We start from the raw sequence: 19,228 nt of genomic DNA, 5'->3' as shown, positions 1-19,228 counted from the left end.
TAACCGGGACCACCCGGAGACACGCCTGATGAGCGAGCTTTTTTATAACGCCGTGCCGAACGCGACCCGAGTCGCCCCGCCATTGCCCGAGCCTCGGCAGTACCCCAGCGAAAAACCGCAACGGGTCTATCTGTTCGGAACATGTGTGGTGGATCTGTTCTATCCCGAAGCCGGGATGGATGCGATTCATCTGCTGGAGCGCGAAGGGATCCGGGTGGAGTACCCGCAAGGACAAAGTTGCTGCGGTCAACCGGCCTACACCTCGGGATACACCGAGCAGGCGCGGACGGTAGCGCGAGCGCAACTGGCCCTGTTTGCCGGCGATTATCCGGTGGTGGTGCCCTCGGGCTCCTGCGCCGGCATGCTGCGCGAGCATTACGCCGACCTGTTCAAGGATGAGCCCGACACGCTCAAACAGGTCCAGGCCCTGGCGGCCCGGACCTATGAATTGGCCGAATTCCTGCTGTTTGTCTGCAAGGTGCAGCTGCAGGACAGCGGCGCGCCGGTGAAAATCGCGTTGCACACGTCCTGCTCGGCCCGGCGTGAAATGAACACCCACCTGCATGGCCGTGCGTTATTGGCACAGCTGCGCAACGTGGAGCGCGTCGAGCACAGCCATGAAAGTGAATGCTGTGGCTTTGGTGGCACGTTCAGCGTGCGCATGCCGGATATTTCCGGCGCGATGGTGGCCGACAAGACCCGGGCGCTGAAGGAATCCGGCGCGCACAAGGTCATCAGTGCCGATTGCGGCTGCCTGATGAACATCAACGGCGCACTGGAAAAACAGCAGGAGGCGTTACGCGGCCAGCATCTGGCGAGCTTCCTCTGGCAGCGTACCGGAGGTGTTGCATGAGCACGCCGACGCTGATCCCGACTGTAGAGGTGCAGGAAGATTTTCGCGCCCGAGCCCACAAGGCTTTGGACGACACGCAACTGCGAAACAACTTTCGCAGCGCGATGGATTCACTGATGACCAAACGGGCAACGTCTTTCAGCGATGCCCACGAAAGAGAACACCTGCGAGTGCTCGGCAATGCCGTCCGCGCCCGCGCGTTATCCAAGCTGCCCGACCTGCTCGAGCAACTTGAAACCAACCTGACCCGCAACGGTGTGAACGTGCACTGGGCGGAAACGGTGGACGAGGCCAATGGCATCGTCCTCTCGATCATCCGTGCTCACGAGGCGCGGCAAGTGATCAAGGGCAAATCGATGGTCAGCGAAGAGATGGAGATGAACCATTTCCTCGAGGCTCGGGACATTGAATGTCTCGAATCCGACATGGGGGAGTACATCGTCCAGCTCGATCACGAGAAGCCTTCACACATCATTATGCCGGCGATCCACAAGAACGCCGGTCAGGTCGCGTCCTTGTTCCACGACAAACTCGGCGTGGAGTACACCAAGGACGTTGACCAACTCATTCAGATCGGTCGCAAGGTATTGCGGCAGAAATTCTTCGAGGCCGACGTCGGCGTCTCGGGCGTCAACTTCGCCGTCGCCGAAACCGGCACGCTGTTGCTGGTGGAAAACGAAGGCAACGGGCGGATGTCCACCACCGTGCCACCAGTGCACATCGCCGTGACCGGCATCGAAAAAGTCGTGGAGAACCTGCGCGATGTCGTGCCGCTACTGTCGCTGCTGACCCGTTCGGCCCTCGGCCAGCCCATCACCACCTACGTCAACATGATCTCCGGCCCGCGCAAGGCCAACGAACTGGACGGTCCCCAGGAAGTCCACCTGGTGCTGCTGGACAACGGTCGCAGCCAGGCGTTTGCCGACAGCGAATTGCGCCAGACCCTGAACTGCATTCGCTGCGGCGCTTGTATGAATCATTGCCCGGTCTATACCCGAATCGGCGGCCATGCCTACGGTGAGGTTTACCCGGGGCCTATCGGAAAAATCATCACGCCGCACATGGTCGGCCTGGCCAAAGTGCCAGACCACCCGAGCGCCTCTTCCTTATGCGGCGCCTGCGGTGAAGTTTGCCCGGTGAAGATTCCGATCCCCGCCCTGCTGCGGCGGCTGCGCGAAGAAAACGTCAAGGCGCCCAACAGCCCGAACCAGGTAATGCGCGGCCAGGGCAGCAAATACTCGCCCAAGGAACGCTTCATCTGGAATACCTGGGCCCGGCTCAACAGTTCGCCGCGGCTGTATCGGCTATTCGGTTTTTTCGCCACCCGCTTGCGCGCCCTGACGCCCAAAAACATCGGCCCGTGGACCCAAAACCACAGCGCCCCCAAACCCGCCGCCCGCTCATTGCATGACCTGGCCCGCGAACACCTGAACCAGCAGGGAGACCGCCGATGAGCGCCAAAAACAATATCCTCGCCAAGCTGCGCAAAAGTCTGACCGGCACCACGCCGGTTGCCGACAACTTCGATGTCGATCTGGTGACGCAAACCTACCGCTACGCGCCCGAGGAACGCATCCCACAATTGCGCAAATTGATGGAAGCGGTGCACACCGAAATCCACCTGACGTCCGGCGAAGGCTGGCCGGCGCTGCTGGCGCAATTGCTGCGTGACCGTCAGCTGCCGAGTTTGCTCATCGCCCCGACCACAGCGCACGGGCAAAAAATCACACAGTTCTGGGCGAACAATCCGGACCTGCCGGCCCTCAAGTACTACGACCGGCCGGTAGAGGAATGGAAAGCCGAACTGTTCAACGACACCCCCGCCAGCCTGACCGGAACCCTCGGCGCCATCGCCGCCACCGGTAGCCTGATTCTCTGGCCGACGCGAGAAGAACCACGGCTGATGAGCCTGGTACCGCCGGTGCATTTCGCCCTGCTCAAGGCCAGTGAAATCCGCGACAACTTCTATGAAGTGCAACAGGAATTCGAATGGGCCCAAGGCATGCCCACCAACGCCCTGCTGGTGTCGGGCCCGTCGAAAACCGCCGACATCGAACAAGTCCTGGCCTACGGCGCCCATGGTCCAAAGGATCTGGTGGTCTTGATTCTGGAGGACCAATGACTCTTCCGGCCCCATTCCTGCGCGATGTACAGCAACTGATCCCGCAAAAGCGACGTTTCGACGATCCACTGTCGACCTTGGCCTTCGGCACCGACGCCAGTTTCTATCGGCTGATTCCGAAACTGGTGGTACGGGTCGAAAGCGAAGACGAAGTGGTCACGCTGCTACAACTGGCCCAGCGCGATCAGGTGCCCGTCACCTTCCGTGCGGCTGGCACCAGCTTGTCTGGCCAAGCCATCAGCGACTCGGTGCTGATTGTGCTGGGGGATAACTGGAACGGTCGCGAGATTCGTCAGCAAGGCACACAGATCCGTTTGCAGCCCGGCGTGATTGGCGCCCAGGCCAACGCCTGGCTGGCGCCGTTCGGGCGCAAGATCGGCCCTGATCCAGCCTCGATCAACGCCTGCAAAATCGGCGGCATCGTCGCCAACAACGCCAGCGGCATGTGCTGCGGCACCGCACAGAACACCTATCACACCTTGGCCGGTATCCGTCTGGTACTGGCCGATGGCACCCGCCTGGATACCGAGGACGACACCAGCGTGGCGGCTTTTCGTACAAGCCACGGCGAACTGCTGGAACGCCTGGCGACTCTGGGCCGCGAAACCCGCGCCAACACCGAACTGGCTGCGCGAATTCGCCACAAATACCGTCTGAAAAATACCACCGGCCTGTCACTCAATGCCCTGGTGGATTTCGACGAGCCTGTGGATATCTTGAGCCATTTATTGGTGGGCTCCGAAGGCACCCTCGGCTTCATCAGCGCGGTGACCTACAACACCGTCATCGACCACCCGAACAAAGCCTCGGCGCTGATCGTCTTCCCCGATGTGGAAACCTGCTGCAACGCGGTCACCGTGCTGAAAAGCCAACCGGTATCGGCCGTGGAGCTGCTCGACCGCCGCAGCCTGCGCTCGGTGCAGGACAAACCGGGCATGCCGGATTTCGTACAGCATTTGTCGATCAATGCCTGCGCCCTATTGATCGAATCCCGCGCAGCTTCTTCGTCTTTGCTCCAAGAGCAACTGACCCGGATCATGGCTTCGCTGGCCGGTTTCCCGGTGGAAAAACAGGTCGATTTTACCGAAGACCCACGGGAAAACGCCCGGCTCTGGGCGATTCGCAAGGACACCTTTCCAGCGGTGGGCGCGGTACGCAAAACCGGCACCACGGTGATCATCGAAGACGTGACCTTTCCGGTGGAACAACTGGCCATTGGCGTGAATCGCCTGATCGAGCTGTTCGACAAACATCACTACGACGAAGCGATCCTTTTCGGACACGCGTTGGAAGGCAATCTGCACTTCGTCTTCACCCAAGGCTTCAACAACCCTGAAGAAGTCGCACGCTACCAGGCGTTCATGGATGACGTGGCGCAGTTGGTGGCGGTGGAATTCGGCGGTTCGCTGAAAGCCGAACACGGCACCGGGCGCAACATGGCGCCGTTCGTCGAGCTGGAATGGGGCAGCGATGCCTATCAATTGATGTGGCAGCTCAAGCGCCTGCTCGATCCCAACGGGATCCTCAACCCGGATGTGGTGCTCAGTGAGGATCCGCAGATCCACCTCAAACATCTCAAGCCGCTGCCAGCCGCCGATGAGATTGTGGACAAGTGCATCGAGTGCGGTTTCTGCGAGCCCGTGTGTCCGTCCAAGGACCTGACCTTGAGCCCGCGCCAGCGCATCGTGATCTGGCGTGACATTCAGGCGAAGAAACGCGCAGGCATCGACACCATCGAACTGGAACGTGCCTACCAATACCAAGGCATCGATACCTGCGCCGCCACGGGCTTGTGCGCACAACGTTGCCCGGTAGGCATCAATACCGGGGAATTGGTGAAAAAGCTTCGCAGTCGTACCGCAACGCGTACGAAAACCGCCGATTGGCTTGCAAGCAATTTCGCCACAACCCTGCAAGGGGCTCGCTTTACCCTGCACGTTGCCAACGGCGCACGAATGCTGTTGGGCGCACCGCGATTGGCTCGCCTGTCAGCCAATCTGACGCGGTTGTCGAAGGGCCAGGTCCCACAATGGACCAACGCCATGCCCCAAGCGGAGAAGGCCATCCGCTTCAGCCCCGCCGTATCCGACGAACGCCCACGAGTGGTGTATCTGGCGGCTTGTGTGTCGCGGGTCATGGCTCCGGCGGCGGGGGATAAAGAGCAGATGTCACTGTACGAAAAAACCCAAAGGCTGCTGGAAAAGGCCGGTTATCAAGTCGTCTTTCCCGACAACGTCGACAACCTCTGCTGCGGCCAGCCCTTCGCATCCAAAGGCTATGCCGAACAAGCCGAACACAAACGCCAGGAACTGATCGGCGCCCTGCTGCACGCCAGTCGCGGCGGGCTCGATCCGATTTATTGCGACACCAGCCCCTGCACACTGCGCCTGGTCCAGGACCTGGGGAATGTTCGCCTGGACCTGTACGATCCGGTGCGCTTCATCCGTACGCATCTGATGGAGCGTCTCGAATTCACCCCCCAGGATGAGCCCATTGCCATACACGTCACTTGCAGCACCCAACATCTGGGCGAAAGCCAGGCACTGATTGATCTGGCGCGCCAATGCAGCAAGAACGTCGTGATACCGGAAGGCATCCATTGCTGTGGTTTTGCCGGTGATAAAGGCTTCACCACCCCTGAGCTCAACGCCCACTCACTGCGAACCCTCAAAGACGCGGTTCAGTACTGCACCGAGGGGATTTCCACCAGCCGCACGTGCGAGATCGGTCTGACACACCACGGTGAAATCGACTACCACGGTTTGGTGTATCTGGTGGACCGCGTCACCCGGCCCAAACCCGTCAACGCATAGGAACGCCCTAGAGGACTCGAAGAAAAATCGAATTCCTGCGTTTCGCGGTAGTCACTTGAATAGGCCCGACGGTGTCGGGCCCTCAACCGACTCGGGCCTGGCCGCGACCCTCCGGCAGCGCCGAGACCATACGTTCAAGGAGATACACATGAAGCACATTGCATTTGCTGGCTTGTTCATTTCCGCTGCGATGTTGGCCTCTCCGGTGTTTGCAGATAGCCAGGCAGACCTTTGCCAGATCAATCTGCAGAAAATCAAGGACGCCAAGGTCAGTACCGAACAAATGAGCGAAGGCTTGAAGACCGATATTGACGCGACCGTCGGACAGGCCTCGGCCGAGCAAGCCAAAGGCACCGAAGAAGGCACCAAGAACTGCATCTCGCTGACCACCCAGGCTATCCAGAAGCTACAGAACAACACCAAAGGCGGTCAGCAGTAACTCGCGCCCGGCCAACCTTCGGGTTGGCCTTCGACGCGGATTGGCGTACACTGCAAATGCTTGGCGCTTCAGCAGATTCACGAAGCGACAGGCTCGGGGCCGTTTAGGATTCGACGCCGGTTGCGAAACTTTAGGTGCATGCCGAGTTGGTAACAGAACTCGTAAATCCACTGTTGCAACTTCTTATAGTTGCCAATGACGAAAACTACGGCCAGGAATTCTCTCTCGCTGCGTAAGCAGCCTTAGATCCTGAGCTTCTGGTACCTTCGGGTCCAGCAATCACCAGGGGATGTCTGTAAACCCAAAGTGATTGTCATATAGAACAGAATCGCCGTGCAGTACGTTGTGGACGAAGCGGCTAAAACTTACACAACTCGCCCAAAGCACCCTGCCCGTCGGGTCGCTGAGGGTTAACTTAATAGACACGGCTACGCATGTAGTACCGACAGCGGAGTACTGGCGGACGGGGGTTCAAATCCCCCCGGCTCCACCATTTCATCATCTAAAGACGTCCACGGACGTCTTTTTTTGTGCCTGAAATCCAGTAAATACGGGGGTTTCAGGGCCATTGAGCTCCACAGCGCTTCAGGCAGATCCATTTTGAAATGTATTCCAAGGCGTATTCCAAGCCCGTGACTGGTAAATTTTGGAATACACAAACAGCGTTGGAGTACCCATGGGAGCCCGAGCCACACGCCTTTCAGACCTGAAAATCAAAGCCGCCAAGCCCAAGGACAAAGACTACACATTGACCGACGGCGACGGTCTTCAGTTACGAGTCCGAACCAACGGTTCGAGGCTTTGGAATTTCAACTACATCCATCCCGTGACCAAGAAACGGATCAACATGGGACTGGGGACGTTCCCGGAACTCAGCCTGGCTCATGCGCGAAAACGCACGGTTGAGGCCAGGGAGCTGGTTGCCCAAGGACTGGACCCGAAAGAGCAACGCGATGCAGATCGCCAAGCGAAAAAAGCTGCGACAGAGCACACCTTTCAAAACGTGGCGACGGCATGGTTTGAACTGAAGAAAGACTCCGTGACAACCGCCTACGCTGAAGACATTTGGCGATCACTCACGCTTCACGTCTTCCCCGATTTGCACGCGACTCCAATTTCTGAAATCAGCGCTCCTCAGGTCATCAAATTGCTTAAGCCACTTGAGACCAAAGGCAGCTTGGAAACGGTCAAGCGCCTGACCCAACGCCTCAACGAAATCATGACTTACGGGGTGAACTACGGACTCATTCATGCCAACCCCTTGAGCGGAATTCGATCGGTCTTCAAAAAACCAAAGAAGAAAAACATGGCGGCATTACCACCCGATGAGCTCAATGAACTCATGGTGGCGATTGCCAACGCCAGCATCAAAAGAACCACCCGGTGCCTCATCGAGTGGCAGCTGCACACGATGACTCGGCCATCCGAAGCTGCGACCACCCGATGGGCTGACATCGACTTCAAGAAGAAGATCTGGACGATTCCACCGGAGCGAATGAAGAAACGCCGCACACACATCATTCCGCTCACGGAGCAGGCCTTGGCGCTCCTGGAGGCCATCAAGCCCTACAGCGGACACAGGGAGTACGTGTTTCCCGCCGACCGCAATCCGCGCACCCATTGCAACAGCCAGACCGCCAACATGGCGCTGAAACGGATGGGGTTTGAAGGGCGACTCGTAAGCCACGGAATGCGCTCCATGGCGAGCACCATCCTGAACGAGCATGCCTGGGATGCCGAACTGATTGAGGTTGCCTTGGCTCATGTCGACAAAGATGAGGTTAGAAGCGCTTACAACCGCGCGGACTACATTGAGCGTCGACGCCCAATGATGGCCTGGTGGAGCGAGCACATTCAAAAGGCGGCCACGGGTGACTTTTCAATAGCAGCAATCCATGAAAACAGAAGCCGGAAAGTCGTCTCGATTCGTTAAGCAAAATCAACTTTATGGCGACGACGGCGACAGCGGCGACAACCCTCGTCGTCTCTGACCACGGGCGAGGCGACAAACTGGCGGCCGTCGCCACCACAAGTGTCGATCATGCTTTTCCGCCAAAGCCGTTGCGCTCGGGAAGACTTCGCAGCAACGTTTGCAGTGGCTCGCTTGGCGATCTTACAAACGGTAATAAATCTATCTAGAGCCACCGAGAACCAAGGTCTTCTACGTCAGTTGCATTCCCCGATGGCCCGGTTGATCGCCAGTTCGATCGTGGGGTACACCAGCGCCTGACGAGGAGCAGTTAGCGGCGATCCGAGTAGTTACAGAGCGCTGAAACTACGACAAATCGTCGTGCTTTCTCCTAAGTAGCGAGGAAAAAACTGACCTCATAAGGAGATAGTACTCGATGCAATTGTGCGAAAAATGCGATCCACCACCGCGCCCTCTGCTGGACTATCAGCCCCAACCATTGACCTACCCGGTCGAAGCGCTGGGTGAACTCCTGGGGGGCGCAGTAGAGCGGATGGCAGAGGTCATCGGCGCACCGAGTGCCATGGCCGCACAATCGGTGCTGGCCACCGCAGCTCTAGTGACTCAAGGCCACGTCAACGTACAACTCGATGGCCGTACCTATCCGCTGTCTCTGTATCTGCTGACGGTCGCATCATCAGGTGACCGTAAAAGTGCAGTGGATCATCAAGCTCTCTCGGCAGCGCGTAACTGGGAGCGAGAGCAGTGGTCTGTGTACACGGAAAAGCTCAACGCCTACCAATCTGCAATTCGTCTTACGGCCAAAGCCCACCGACAGGCAAAGCATGAAATCTGTGAACTATCCGAACCCGTCCAGCCCAGGCTGATCTCCACCGACCCCACCATCGAAGCACTCATAAAAAACCTCTGTTATGGGCTGCCGAGCATGGGCCTGTTCAATGACGAAGGCGGTCAATTCCTCGGTGGCAGCACCATGAGCAAAGAGAACCAGCTCAAAGCGATCACCACGCTGTCGAGAATCTGGGATGGCAGTCCCATTGACCGGACACGGTCCATGCCCGGGGAAAGCCTGCGAGCCTATGATCGTCGTCTCAGCATGCATCTGATGCTGCAGCCGTACGTGGCCAACCAGTTCCTCAAAGATCCGATGATCAATGGTCAAGGTGTGCTCGGTAGATTCCTCATCAGTTGGCCTGAACGTTTGATCGGTCAGCGCCTGTACAAGGCGGTAGATCTAACGCAAGACTCCAAGGTCCAACGCTACCAAACGCATATCACTGATCTGCTGAAGAAGCCGTTAGCGACCAACAAGGACGGATCGCTCAAGCTCACGACATTGGAGTTGACGGACAGCGCCCGCATGGCCTGGATTGATATTCACGACACCATAGAGTGTCAGTCTGGCGAGTTCGGCGAGTTGGCCGGCGTTCAATCCGTCGCAAGTAAAGCTGCTGCCAATGTACTGCGCATCGCCGGGGTTCTGGCGGCAATCGAAGAAGCCTGTGCCTTGAACGAAGAGCATATTCAGCGCGCTTCAACGCTAATGGATTATTACCTGGCCGAGATCCAGCGCTTGACTGAGCAAGAGCCGGTTAACACCCTACGTGAAGAAGCGGATCGTTTGTTACGCTGGCTGAAGCAGAAAGGCTGGACCCGTTTTACCATCCGAGACATCAATCGCAACGGCCCTCGCTTTGCACGCAAAAGCTGTAATCACACCGCCACGCTTCTAGTTGAGTTACTCACAGCGAACTGTGTGAAGAGCCAAGACGCCAAGACTTTCGAGGTGTGCCGTGTTCCGTCTGAATGACGCAGTACGCCGCTTTCAGTCGAAAAATCAGACGCCCCCTGTCCTGCGGTGTGTCGCCACTTCCGTCGCCAAACTGTCGCAAGATGCCAACCATGGCATCCCGCAGATTGTCGCCAGTGTCGCCGCTGTCGCCGCATCCAGCTCAAACCCTGTCGACATCAAACTGCTGATCCAGCAACTGCGCAAAGACGGAGTAGTGCTGTACCACCATGAAAATACTCTGCACATCCGACCGAGACACTGGCATCAGCTGGATCGAATCAGCGGCTACTGGAAAGCTATGCTTCTCTTCCTTCAAACGAATGAAAATGGATGACTGTGGTTTGGATCGATCAACGTGAAAGCCATAACATTGGCTATCTCCAGTTGAGACCACCAACACTCAAAACATCTGGTTGCCAGTGCTCACATCTTTACGGTGAACTCAGCATGAGACTTTCCGTCCGCAGACCGACAGCATGCGAGAGATACTGACCGTTGAGATCTGGCGACAGAATCGATGCATGCCTGCAGCCCCGTAAGCGACCACCGCTGGCTGATCAAAGGCTTGCGCCGTTACCCCCAAATCTGAAGATGAAATTACCGGCCCGTAAACATTCCTAGGCCAACATTCGGGAACACTCGATAGTCGGTTTTCGGATTGACGGCAATATCAGGGACATGCAATTTACAAGCTCACACTGGCCGTCGGGATCTTCGAGACGGCGCTGCGGTTTCCCGCAGGATCCTTCCAATGTCGCATCGCTTCCGGAGGAGCTGACAGTCGACTTAATGTCGATGGAAGCATGATATTCCCCACCCAAGACGGGCCTCCCCGTCTTGGGGCAGGCCTTTATTATTTTGGAGGTCTTAATGAAAAATCGACTGGCAATGTATAAAGCCCTGAAGGCGATCAACGTACCTGAGCAGAAAATCGAAACAGTTATCCAAGCCATGGATTCTGATTTGCATTTATCTACTGCAGATATATCCCATCCTGACCTCGCACAATTTCGAGCAGAGCTATCCCGGTTTCGGGTGGGTCTCATTATGGATATTGGCGTGATGCTCGCCCTCGTGATGGCGATTCTCTTCGCTGGGATTGCGTTTATCCACTGACAACTCTCTCTTCCAGCAAAATCAGAAACCATCTGTTCTAGGACAGGTGGTTTTTTTCGCTCAGGTGCCAGGCACTGGATCCCGCAGACAGTGTTAACTAGCCGCGGCGCCTAGCTAGAGGTGCATGCGTGGCTAGGGGCAGCAATCGGCCCAGAGTGTGTAAAAACGCTTCGCCAAAATTGAAGTGTGCGCATCTACGTTAAATCTGAAATTTATTGGCACGTCAGCAGATGTGGATTTCGCGTAGAAGCGCGATTTTCAGTGCGGTTTTGAGTACCTGTCGCACTCAAAAACGTTTTTACACAGCCTCGGCCAGAAGCGGTCATCCCGGTTGAGCGCTATCCAGAATGACTTTGGCCTTGATTTCAAATCTGCTCAACAACGCGGCACCATCCGTAACACCAAGAATCTCATCGATCGCGGCAATTTTCCGGGTTGCGTGGTCGAGCTGAAAGTCAGCGTTGCTGTATGCAGCCTCCGCCTCATTGTGGAGTGCATAGGCCATATGCGCCGCGACACGGACGCTCATTGGAGCATCTACATCGCTGCCCAGATAATCAGCAAGCAATGTCCTGATCTCAAGCAATGCGAGGGCGAGTAGCCTGGTCTGGTCAGTCAGCATAAAAGGATCCTGGATATTGCAACGAGTGTGCGAAACGAATTTCGCGAGGTTATATAAACTCTCAGACAGGCAAAAGCAAAAAACCGCTTTGGGTCGATTACTGCCCGTCGCGAAGGACTGAAAACGACCCAGGCAGTGTGAAAACGTCATCGACGAATTAAACAGAGCGTTTCTATGTGAAATCCGTAAATGTTTAGCTCATTGGCAGAGCTAGATTTTGCGTACAGACGCGATTTACGCCCTGTTTCTGGAAGCCCTAAAGGCTCGGCTACGTTTTCACACAGCCTGGACCCAAAGCGGACTTCTGCACTTTCTGATTGAATAAGCCCACCGCACGATACTGATCAACACTCGGACTTGAACGAATGACAGATAATCCTTTTCGTATTCCAACAGATGCTGAAATTGCTGACGCGGAGAGCAGGCTCAACTTTCGCTTTCCCGATGAATATATCCAGTTCCTGAAAGGTGGCAGCGATGTCGCAAACACCGTATTTGAGCCCGCGGTAATTTTGGGTGGATGCAGCCATCTGAATATCTTTGAAATTGCCGAAGCCGCCTGGGCTCAGGGTGTTCCGCGGGATTGGTTGCCTTTCATTGAAGATAACAGCGACTACTTCTGCATATCGCAGGCTGGTGTTGTTCGATACTGGTCACACAACGGAAGTACAGACGAAAGCTGGCCAACCTTTTCCGCCTGGTTCGAGCAGGTCTGCATAGCCCTTGAGTAGTGTCCGCTTCCGGCCGATTCTGTTGAAAAAGTCGGTGTCCCCAAACAGCTCGAAAATTGATGGGTGGAAACACCTCTTTTGCGCGCTGCTACGTGAAATCTGAGCTAGGGAAGCCACTGCCGAAAGTTAGGATTTCAATCTACGACGCGTACTTTTCTGCCTTGGAAACCGAAGCCAACTTTTTCACCAGAATCGGCCAGAAGCGGTCGTTGAGGTGAGGCTGGGCTTAGCTGCTCCGACTCACATAGCGTCCCCTCTGCGGCGGGCAAATTTGGTGATTTTTCCGTTTGCCGGAGCAATGGCCGAAACAGCGGTGGCGCACATCCCACCGTGACAGCCACCTTGTAATATGTGTGGCCTTCCCCCCCACGGAACTAATACATGGCATGGGCGCTGTCCTGACAGGGCCGTACCTGTTGGCAAGCTCCATCCGTGTTCTAGGTGAGTCGCGACTGTGTCGAACAGCGGATGACGATAGGAGTTCCGTGGCCCCGCAGAAAGTACGGATGCAGCGCCGCGCTTTGCTTTTGGATAAGTCGGGGAATGCAGCCTGCCGCCATGGTGAGTCATGCACAGAGCGTTGAACGACTCCCCAGCCACAACAGAAGGAATGCAGGCGTAATCGGCATCGCCAGGCAGGAGACAGTTCTTGGGGCTATTGCGCCGCCGACGCAGCGTGACTGCCAGCCCAGAATCGTTAGCCGTCCGTCCAGTGCATCGCTCAATAGTGACCGCTCCAGCAGTGATAGTCCCAGGCCATGCAGCGTCCCATATGTGCAAGGAACCTCGTTCATGCAACTCAGCAGCGAATGTCAACTGGATTGGTTTCAAGGGCACTGGCGGTGTCAGCCAAGGCGTATTTAGAGCCTCAGGCCACCTTTGAGCTGAAGACCAGTGATCCCAATCCCAATGAGACAGAATGACCATGGGGTCGCGGGTGAAGCAGAAACCAGCAAAACCATCGGGGAATGTCTTTTTGTTAGTGAGCACCCCCCCTCCGAAATCTACGTAAAGTTGAGGAATGTGCAGCTCATTATCAATGGCAGCCTGACACGCGCCCTGCCCAACATCATAAAACGCAACTCCGCCAGCAGTGGATATCCTCGCTAATCGCTTTTTCAGAGAATACTGAGAGCTACTAGAAGAATTGTATTTAGCCAGAGCTTGTGCGGCCTCCCCTATTATCCCCCTTTCTGCCCAGCCAATCGGACGAGGCTCATGGAAGGATATTTTTACCGTCGCCCCTTCAGAAAGGAGATTGGTGTAAATCCGCGCATCACTCTCCGAGCTAGAAGCGGGCTCGTACCCAAACTCGAACCACGCAATATCACCGGGCTTAGAACCTTCAGGGAATAGAGGAAGTTTGTAGCTAGTCAGCTCAAGTACTGATAGCGGTGCCGCCTGAAATAACTTGCTCCAAAGCGCGCCATTCTCGCTCGCCTCAAAAGAGTTGAACCAAGAGGTATCGACACACTCAAGGTAGACTGGTTCAGCCTCATACGGCTGCAAACCGTCATCTAGCTCAGGAACTTCTATGGCAGCGTAAACGCGCCCTTTACGACGCGGTTCGCCATCTACCTGACCAGGAGAAGCAAAAAATTGGTTTTTGAACATAAGCGAGTGTGTCCCTTTCTCTGCAATGCCAAGCTCGGAGATTAGAGCCTGCTAGTTTCTTGGTTAGGTTGCGGCTATGCCTGCTGCGCCTGCTGTATCCACGACCAGTGTTGCTCAACTTGGGCCAGCACAATTTGCTCTCCGCGAGTCAGAGAGCTAACGCCAGCTTGTCTGAGCTGCTCCCAGCAGATAGCAGGAAAGTCTCATACTTTTTCATGAACAATTACTCCGTGCACTATTCCACGCTCCTGCCAACCGGCTCGAAACCAGGCATCTCGCTCATCACATATGGCCATCACTGCGTTAGGAGATTAGATCTCGGCCTTGACTGGCGGAGGGGACATGTATGACTGCCAATGCTCTTTAAACTGCGCATGGACAATCTGCTCTCCTCGCCTTACTAGCCGCTCAATCCACTCCTTGTCCATTGCATTGAAATTGGTCGCATAACCAGCGGTGGCCTCGGCGGTAACCATGTCCAGATTAGTAAATTTGAGGGTGCTGTCCTTCTGGCCGAGATAGGGCAACATGAAGCCCTTGAGCTTGCCTAGGTCTTTGAGGTCAAAAAGACGTTTCATTGCAAGGTTCTGGGCTCTTGCGAACACGCTCTCAAACGACGCCCCCATGCGCGCCCCCCACATCGAAGCGGGCTCAGTGACCTCGAGGCCATAACCTGCTCGGCAGGCAATAATCCAATCATGGCGCGGCACCGAGAGACTTTCCGAAAAGTCTCGGTCGGGCCAAAGTGGAGCCAAGCCCAGGTTGTCGTAAACACCCCCGTCAGTGAGGGTAATCCTATAAGCCTGCTCTTCCGATGCCCTACTGAAAAGCAGTCGCTGATCGAGAGCAGGAAGAAATGCCGGGTATGCTGCTGAGGCCACGACAGCATCAGCCAGCTCGACGCCTTCAGAGCTAGCGGATCCATACCGCCAGCAATGAAGGCGATCTCTGGTGTAGTAGAACGCTGCCTTTGCTCGCAGCTCACAGGCTATGACAATGAGCTGTGGTCGATCCTTTCGGAGATTTTTGAGCAGACAGCCGTTGAACGTCTTGCTGAAGACATTTCGCATGATGGTGGTTCGGCTGGCCTTGCGCAGAAATGGTGCTGAGTTAGGCCAATGCTCCCCCGCCTTCCACTTACGGAGTACCCGCTGACCCATTCGCCAGAAAAATGCTACCGCTCGCTCGACCACCAGCGCACTGGCATAAGCTACGGCTTTAACCCCGTCAGCAGAACTTAATGCCCTCCAGAGCGCAGGTTTGGCGAAGCCTTCACGAAGAATCTCACGTGATCTGGCCTCGAAGGCCTCGAAGTCTCCAGGGTGGCTGCAATACAGGCCTGCCAATACGCTCCCACCCGAAACCGCAGTGATGGTACACACCCGCTGAAGCACACCAAGGTCATGCAATGCGCGGAGGCAGCCCAAATGGAATGCCATAGCCCGAGAGCCACCGCCCGACAGAGCTAGAGCTATCTTGTCGGTACCTTCATCCTGAGAAACCAGCAGGGCATCACTCACTCTCATAGGTCACTACTCCCTCCACCACGCCACGCTCGCTCCATCCCGCACGAAGCCAACTGTCCCGCTCACCACAAATAAACATCGCATATGGCGACCCTAGTGGCCCCAAATGGGTATCCAGGTGGGCAAAGACCTTCTCATCGTCAGCGCTAGGCCGAGCCGCCACACCTCCGGGATGGCTATGCCACTCGCCGATGTAATGCAAACGTCCAGCAGAGCCGTCAGCCAACGCTTCGATGCGCGGCTTAAGATCTTTGATGCCTCGAATGAAATAGGTTGGTGCTTGCTTACTATCTGGAGGAGCAGGAAGTGCTGCAACAACGTGTAGCACGTTGCGCACCAAGTCAAAAGTACCGATCAGAACACCTCCTGTCTCGTTCCTTCCCGATTGGCGACGCAGCTCTCGCATTGTTCGAACGGCTTCGGCTGTAATCGTTGCTCGCATCTGACCAGTTTCAAACCGACTGACTGATTGCACCGACAAAGCCAATGCGTGTACAGCGCCTGTTTTTGCAGTGAGCCTCCAGATTTTGAAGCTTGCATTATCGCTTTCAATGAGCTGCGCCAATTGCCCGGCAGCAAGACCACAAAGCGTCTGAAGCTGCCATGGAGGAAGAGGACGTGAAAGATCTTGGCAGGCATTTGCATACCGAATTCGATCCACTCGTGCGGCAGCCAGGTGCCCATACAGCTGCGCTTCGGTAGCCACAGCCCAGAAGTATTGAGCCTCAAGCTCATCGATTCGGGTATCTCGGGCGTTATCCTCGGCTAGGACAACCAAATCAGATCCGTCAGGGCCGAAGAATGCGCTGACACCACGCTTCACGGGTTGATCCGATAACCAGCCCAACACCGCAGGAGATGCACTAAAGTCCACAGCAATCTCAGAACTACGTATTGCAGCATCGAGTGCCGCCGAATGATCACCTGGTGTGAAGACGCTGACCGGGATCGAGATATTCCCGCCCTCTTCCAAGACGTAATCTAGATCGATCTGTAACACGGAAGCCTTCGGATATCCTACCGAAGCATTCCTCTGCACCTGACGCACAGTGTTATGCGGCAGCGTAATGTCTCCGTCGACTAAGACCCACGGCCCAATCCCCGAACGGGTTGCGATCATAGCCACATTCGAGCCGATTGCCCCAGCACCAATCGCGAGCAATGGAGTATCACTCCCATGCCCAGTCCCGGCGAAGTGACGAGCGGTCGCGCGATCGAGTCTCTGAACGACACGCCAAGGGTCCATGGCGATGGACGAAATATCTGCGTTAGCAGTACTTCCGAAGAGCTTGGAAGTAGTGAGCCCAGTTCTTGGTTCGGTGATGGTTACATCCAGTCGCTCCCCCAGCTGGGCAAGGTTTTCACCAAGCGTGTAACACCATACCTCCGGCTGCTCATCTGGCCCATCGGCCCTCCGTCGCTTGGGTACCGTGAGGATCAACATCGGTTGCCGACTATCTGCACCATTCAATTGAGCAGGTTCTATCAACCACCGAGCCAAGTCTTGTACCAAATCAAACCCTAGGTCGAGGCAGAGGCGCTGTAACGCCCCTAAATCATAAGGCGTTCTGGCTAGACCACGGTGGAGCAGTCCAGGAAGTTGCGGTGTATAGATGGCGAAATTATTGCCCTCTACATTTTTCTCGGGCTTCTCTCTAGACATTCCAATGGTGGTATGGCCTTCGTGCTTGAATGCAATCTGGATATACCACGGGCCGAGCATCTCCCCTGAAGGAATTATCAGGGTATTTGAACCCGAATGAATCAGTGGTTCGAGGAACTGATTTTCATCGTGAACAGTGCCGGCGGCCATCGAGGAGAACCAGGTTCGAATCCTTTCAATCAAGGCTTGACCTGTGAGATTGGTTGCCAAGTCGGTCCAGCCCTCCTCCCAAATACACAAACCCAGACCACCGCTTACGTCACGATCCAGGTTGGTGTGAACCATACCTACAGGAAAATCCTCACGACTCGACAGCACCCGTGGCTGCCAAGAGTCGTCGTTGGACATGAAAACAAGCTGAATTGGCTCCCGTGGTTGAATCGGTACCCGGCGCCGCTGCTCCAGCTCGATGTCAAGCTCAATGTCGAGAATGTCGTGAGTACCGTTACGGCTCACCTTCGTCAGAGTCGCATACGGGTGGTTCGGCGACTCACTCAAGTACCGCACTACTGAGCGAGCCAGAGAGGAGCGCGGCGCTTCGTACTCCTGGCCCATGGTCAAATTCCCGCGCGTGGTGCGGGGGTGGTGATGACCACCTTCGGCGTCTGCTTACGGACTTTGTAGCCGGTGCTCTTGATTTCAATGACTAGCGGTTCTGGCTTCGTCTTCGTCGGATGCTCCATGGAGACGACCCACTCACCGCCCAGCTTTTTGGCTACATCTTTGTAATATGCGGCTGCCTGGCGATGCGGTGGCTGCTTATCTTGGTCGTCAGTCGGGATGACCTTACTGGTAGATACCAAGAGCCCGCCCGGTTGGCCGGCCTCTTCGTAGAGCCATTTCGACGACTCAGAAGGGACGGTCTTCTCTTCGCCTTTTTCGTCGCTCAGAGCCGTATAGCTACAGTGGTGCGGGATGTTGTTGATGTCCCACTCAAGGCGGTGCTCACGGTCGTGGTATCGGGTGACAAACACAATGTCATCGATGACGTCGTGGGGTACATCTGCCGATAGGATCATCTTGGTCTGCTGACCTTCGACCTCAAACGTAGCCTGCATAAACAACGCATCGGCGTTGCGAACGCGAACGACCTCGTCACCTTCGCGCTTGCCGAACGGCGAATGGACAAAGAACTCAACACCATCATGAGCAAGATTGAATTCTGGGCAAATTGTGCCTGCGTCGCTGATTAGGTTGCGGCGTTTCGCCGGGTCGATATTCCGCTCGGTGAGGAAATCATCCAACTCCGAAGGGCGAGAGAATACCCGTACTCCTTCCCCCTGAAGGAAGCGGTGGCGCGCCTCAGAACGAAGCGTACGAGCTTGCCCTTCGACCCCCACCTCCAGGACGGCGTGTGCTGGTACCCAAAGAGTTTTGATCTTGATGCGATCGTCACCCTGATACTTGGCGGCATGATCCAGCCAAAAAATCTCTTTCGCGCGATTGCAATGGTCTTTATCGAGGTGGGTGAACGCGACTACGTCAATTGTCTTGTCGTCACCCAGAATGTCCCGCAGCTCCTTTTCCAAGTCGCAACGCTTGTCCTCAGGATCATCGGCTTTATGCATGTCAGCAAAGTCGAAGAGAATCCGACGTCCGTTGGCCAGCTCGAGGAGACAGGTATCGGCGTTGCCGATGGGGAAAAACCGAACAATATGCATACTAGGTCCCTTAGCATGGGTAGTCGTTAGACTGGCTTTTGGCCATCATCCATCACAATTGGAAATTACTACATGCAGTGCCTGAAAATCAATTCAGGCACAATAAGCGACTTCCTCAGGAATTCTTGTCTCTTAGGGCTGGTGCAGACCACACAGCCCTTCCCTTATCCTAAAGGCGAACACGAGGTTGCTGTCGTACCTTCGCCCTAACCCCTAGCTTGGGGTATAGGCACTTGAGACGCATCTCTGACGGCTAAAAAGGACACCGTCCTCCTCCAATGTGTTGAACGGACACCGCCCCAAAAATGGCTATCTAAGATCCAGCCCCCACCGCTATAGCGATGGC

15 protein-coding genes and 1 other RNA gene are annotated in these 19,228 nt (G+C 55.8%); 11 read left to right on the top strand and 5 right to left on the bottom strand.

All coding sequences use genetic code 11. The features are described 5' to 3' along the window. Window positions 1–28: 28 nt before the first annotated feature. The 10 genes from EPZ47_RS03965 (at window position 29) to EPZ47_RS03920 (ending at window position 11,065) form a co-directional block, all read left to right on the top strand. Window positions 29–853: a (Fe-S)-binding protein gene (locus tag EPZ47_RS03965; protein WP_135843628.1), complete on the top strand. Its 825-nt coding sequence runs from the start codon at window positions 29–31 to the stop codon at window positions 851–853. Then, window positions 850–2,307, top strand: coding sequence for a LutB/LldF family L-lactate oxidation iron-sulfur protein (locus EPZ47_RS03960; protein ID WP_135843627.1), 1,458 nt, complete (start codon window positions 850–852; stop codon window positions 2,305–2,307). Before EPZ47_RS03965 ends, EPZ47_RS03960 begins: the two co-directional genes overlap by 4 nt. After that, a complete protein-coding gene (locus EPZ47_RS03955) occupies window positions 2,304–2,975 on the top strand; it encodes a LutC/YkgG family protein (RefSeq protein ID WP_135843626.1) in 672 nt (223 codons plus the stop codon). The genes EPZ47_RS03960 and EPZ47_RS03955 overlap by 4 nt, the downstream gene beginning before the upstream one ends. Then, the gene (locus tag EPZ47_RS03950; protein WP_135843625.1) at window positions 2,972–5,788 is read left to right on the top strand and encodes an FAD-binding and (Fe-S)-binding domain-containing protein; all 2,817 of its coding nucleotides are present in this window, start codon (window positions 2,972–2,974) and stop codon (window positions 5,786–5,788) included. Before EPZ47_RS03955 ends, EPZ47_RS03950 begins: the two co-directional genes overlap by 4 nt. 148 nt (window positions 5,789–5,936) lie before the next feature. Further along, a complete protein-coding gene (locus tag EPZ47_RS03945; RefSeq protein WP_135843624.1) occupies window positions 5,937–6,227 on the top strand; it encodes a hypothetical protein in 291 nt (96 codons plus the stop codon). 95 nt (window positions 6,228–6,322) lie between these two features. After that, window positions 6,323–6,720, top strand: a transfer-messenger RNA (tmRNA) gene (gene ssrA / locus EPZ47_RS03940). Between the two features lie 183 nt (window positions 6,721–6,903). Next, complete coding sequence (locus tag EPZ47_RS03935; RefSeq protein WP_135843623.1) at window positions 6,904–8,160, top strand: integrase domain-containing protein; 1,257 nt, start codon at window positions 6,904–6,906, stop codon at window positions 8,158–8,160. 412 nt (window positions 8,161–8,572) lie between these two features. Continuing rightward, the gene (locus tag EPZ47_RS03930; protein WP_135843622.1) at window positions 8,573–9,967 is read left to right on the top strand and encodes a YfjI family protein; all 1,395 of its coding nucleotides are present in this window, start codon (window positions 8,573–8,575) and stop codon (window positions 9,965–9,967) included. Beyond that, a complete protein-coding gene (locus EPZ47_RS03925; RefSeq protein WP_135843621.1) occupies window positions 9,951–10,283 on the top strand; it encodes a hypothetical protein in 333 nt (110 codons plus the stop codon). The genes EPZ47_RS03930 and EPZ47_RS03925 overlap by 17 nt, the downstream gene beginning before the upstream one ends. Window positions 10,284–10,819: 536 nt before the next feature. Further along, complete coding sequence (locus EPZ47_RS03920; protein ID WP_135843620.1) at window positions 10,820–11,065, top strand: hypothetical protein; 246 nt, start codon at window positions 10,820–10,822, stop codon at window positions 11,063–11,065. Window positions 11,066–11,387: 322 nt separating this feature from the next. On the opposite strand, the gene EPZ47_RS03915 is transcribed toward EPZ47_RS03920, so the two are convergent. Next, window positions 11,388–11,687 carry a hypothetical protein gene (locus EPZ47_RS03915; protein WP_135843619.1) on the bottom strand — a complete coding sequence of 100 codons (300 nt, stop codon included), beginning with the start codon at window positions 11,685–11,687 and terminating at the stop codon, window positions 11,388–11,390. Window positions 11,688–12,052: 365 nt separating this feature from the next. On the opposite strand from EPZ47_RS03915, the gene EPZ47_RS03910 reads away from it, so the two are divergent. Beyond that, on the top strand, window positions 12,053–12,418 hold the full coding sequence (locus EPZ47_RS03910; RefSeq protein ID WP_135843618.1) for an SMI1/KNR4 family protein: 366 nt from the start codon (window positions 12,053–12,055) through the stop codon (window positions 12,416–12,418). Between the two features lie 240 nt (window positions 12,419–12,658). On the opposite strand, the gene EPZ47_RS03905 is transcribed toward EPZ47_RS03910, so the two are convergent. From EPZ47_RS03905 to EPZ47_RS03890, 4 genes are all read right to left on the bottom strand, one after another. Beyond that, entirely contained in the window at window positions 12,659–14,032 is a 1,374-nt protein-coding gene (locus tag EPZ47_RS03905; RefSeq protein ID WP_135843617.1) for a ComEC/Rec2 family competence protein, read from the bottom strand. Between the two features lie 311 nt (window positions 14,033–14,343). Then, window positions 14,344–15,552 carry a patatin-like phospholipase family protein gene (locus tag EPZ47_RS03900; RefSeq protein WP_158296347.1) on the bottom strand — a complete coding sequence of 403 codons (1,209 nt, stop codon included), beginning with the start codon at window positions 15,550–15,552 and terminating at the stop codon, window positions 14,344–14,346. Further along, window positions 15,545–17,776, bottom strand: coding sequence for a Mov34/MPN/PAD-1 family protein (locus EPZ47_RS03895; protein WP_135843615.1), 2,232 nt, complete (start codon window positions 17,774–17,776; stop codon window positions 15,545–15,547). Before EPZ47_RS03895 ends, EPZ47_RS03900 begins: the two co-directional genes overlap by 8 nt. A 2-nt stretch (window positions 17,777–17,778) precedes the next feature. Further along, on the bottom strand, window positions 17,779–18,882 hold the full coding sequence (locus EPZ47_RS03890; protein ID WP_135843614.1) for a ComEC/Rec2 family competence protein: 1,104 nt from the start codon (window positions 18,880–18,882) through the stop codon (window positions 17,779–17,781). Window positions 18,883–19,228: the final 346 nt, after the last annotated feature.

Source organism: Pseudomonas viciae, from assembly GCF_004786035.1.
GTDB lineage: Bacteria > Pseudomonadota > Gammaproteobacteria > Pseudomonadales > Pseudomonadaceae > Aquipseudomonas > Aquipseudomonas viciae.
This window is presented reverse-complemented; position numbering and strand designations above follow the sequence as displayed.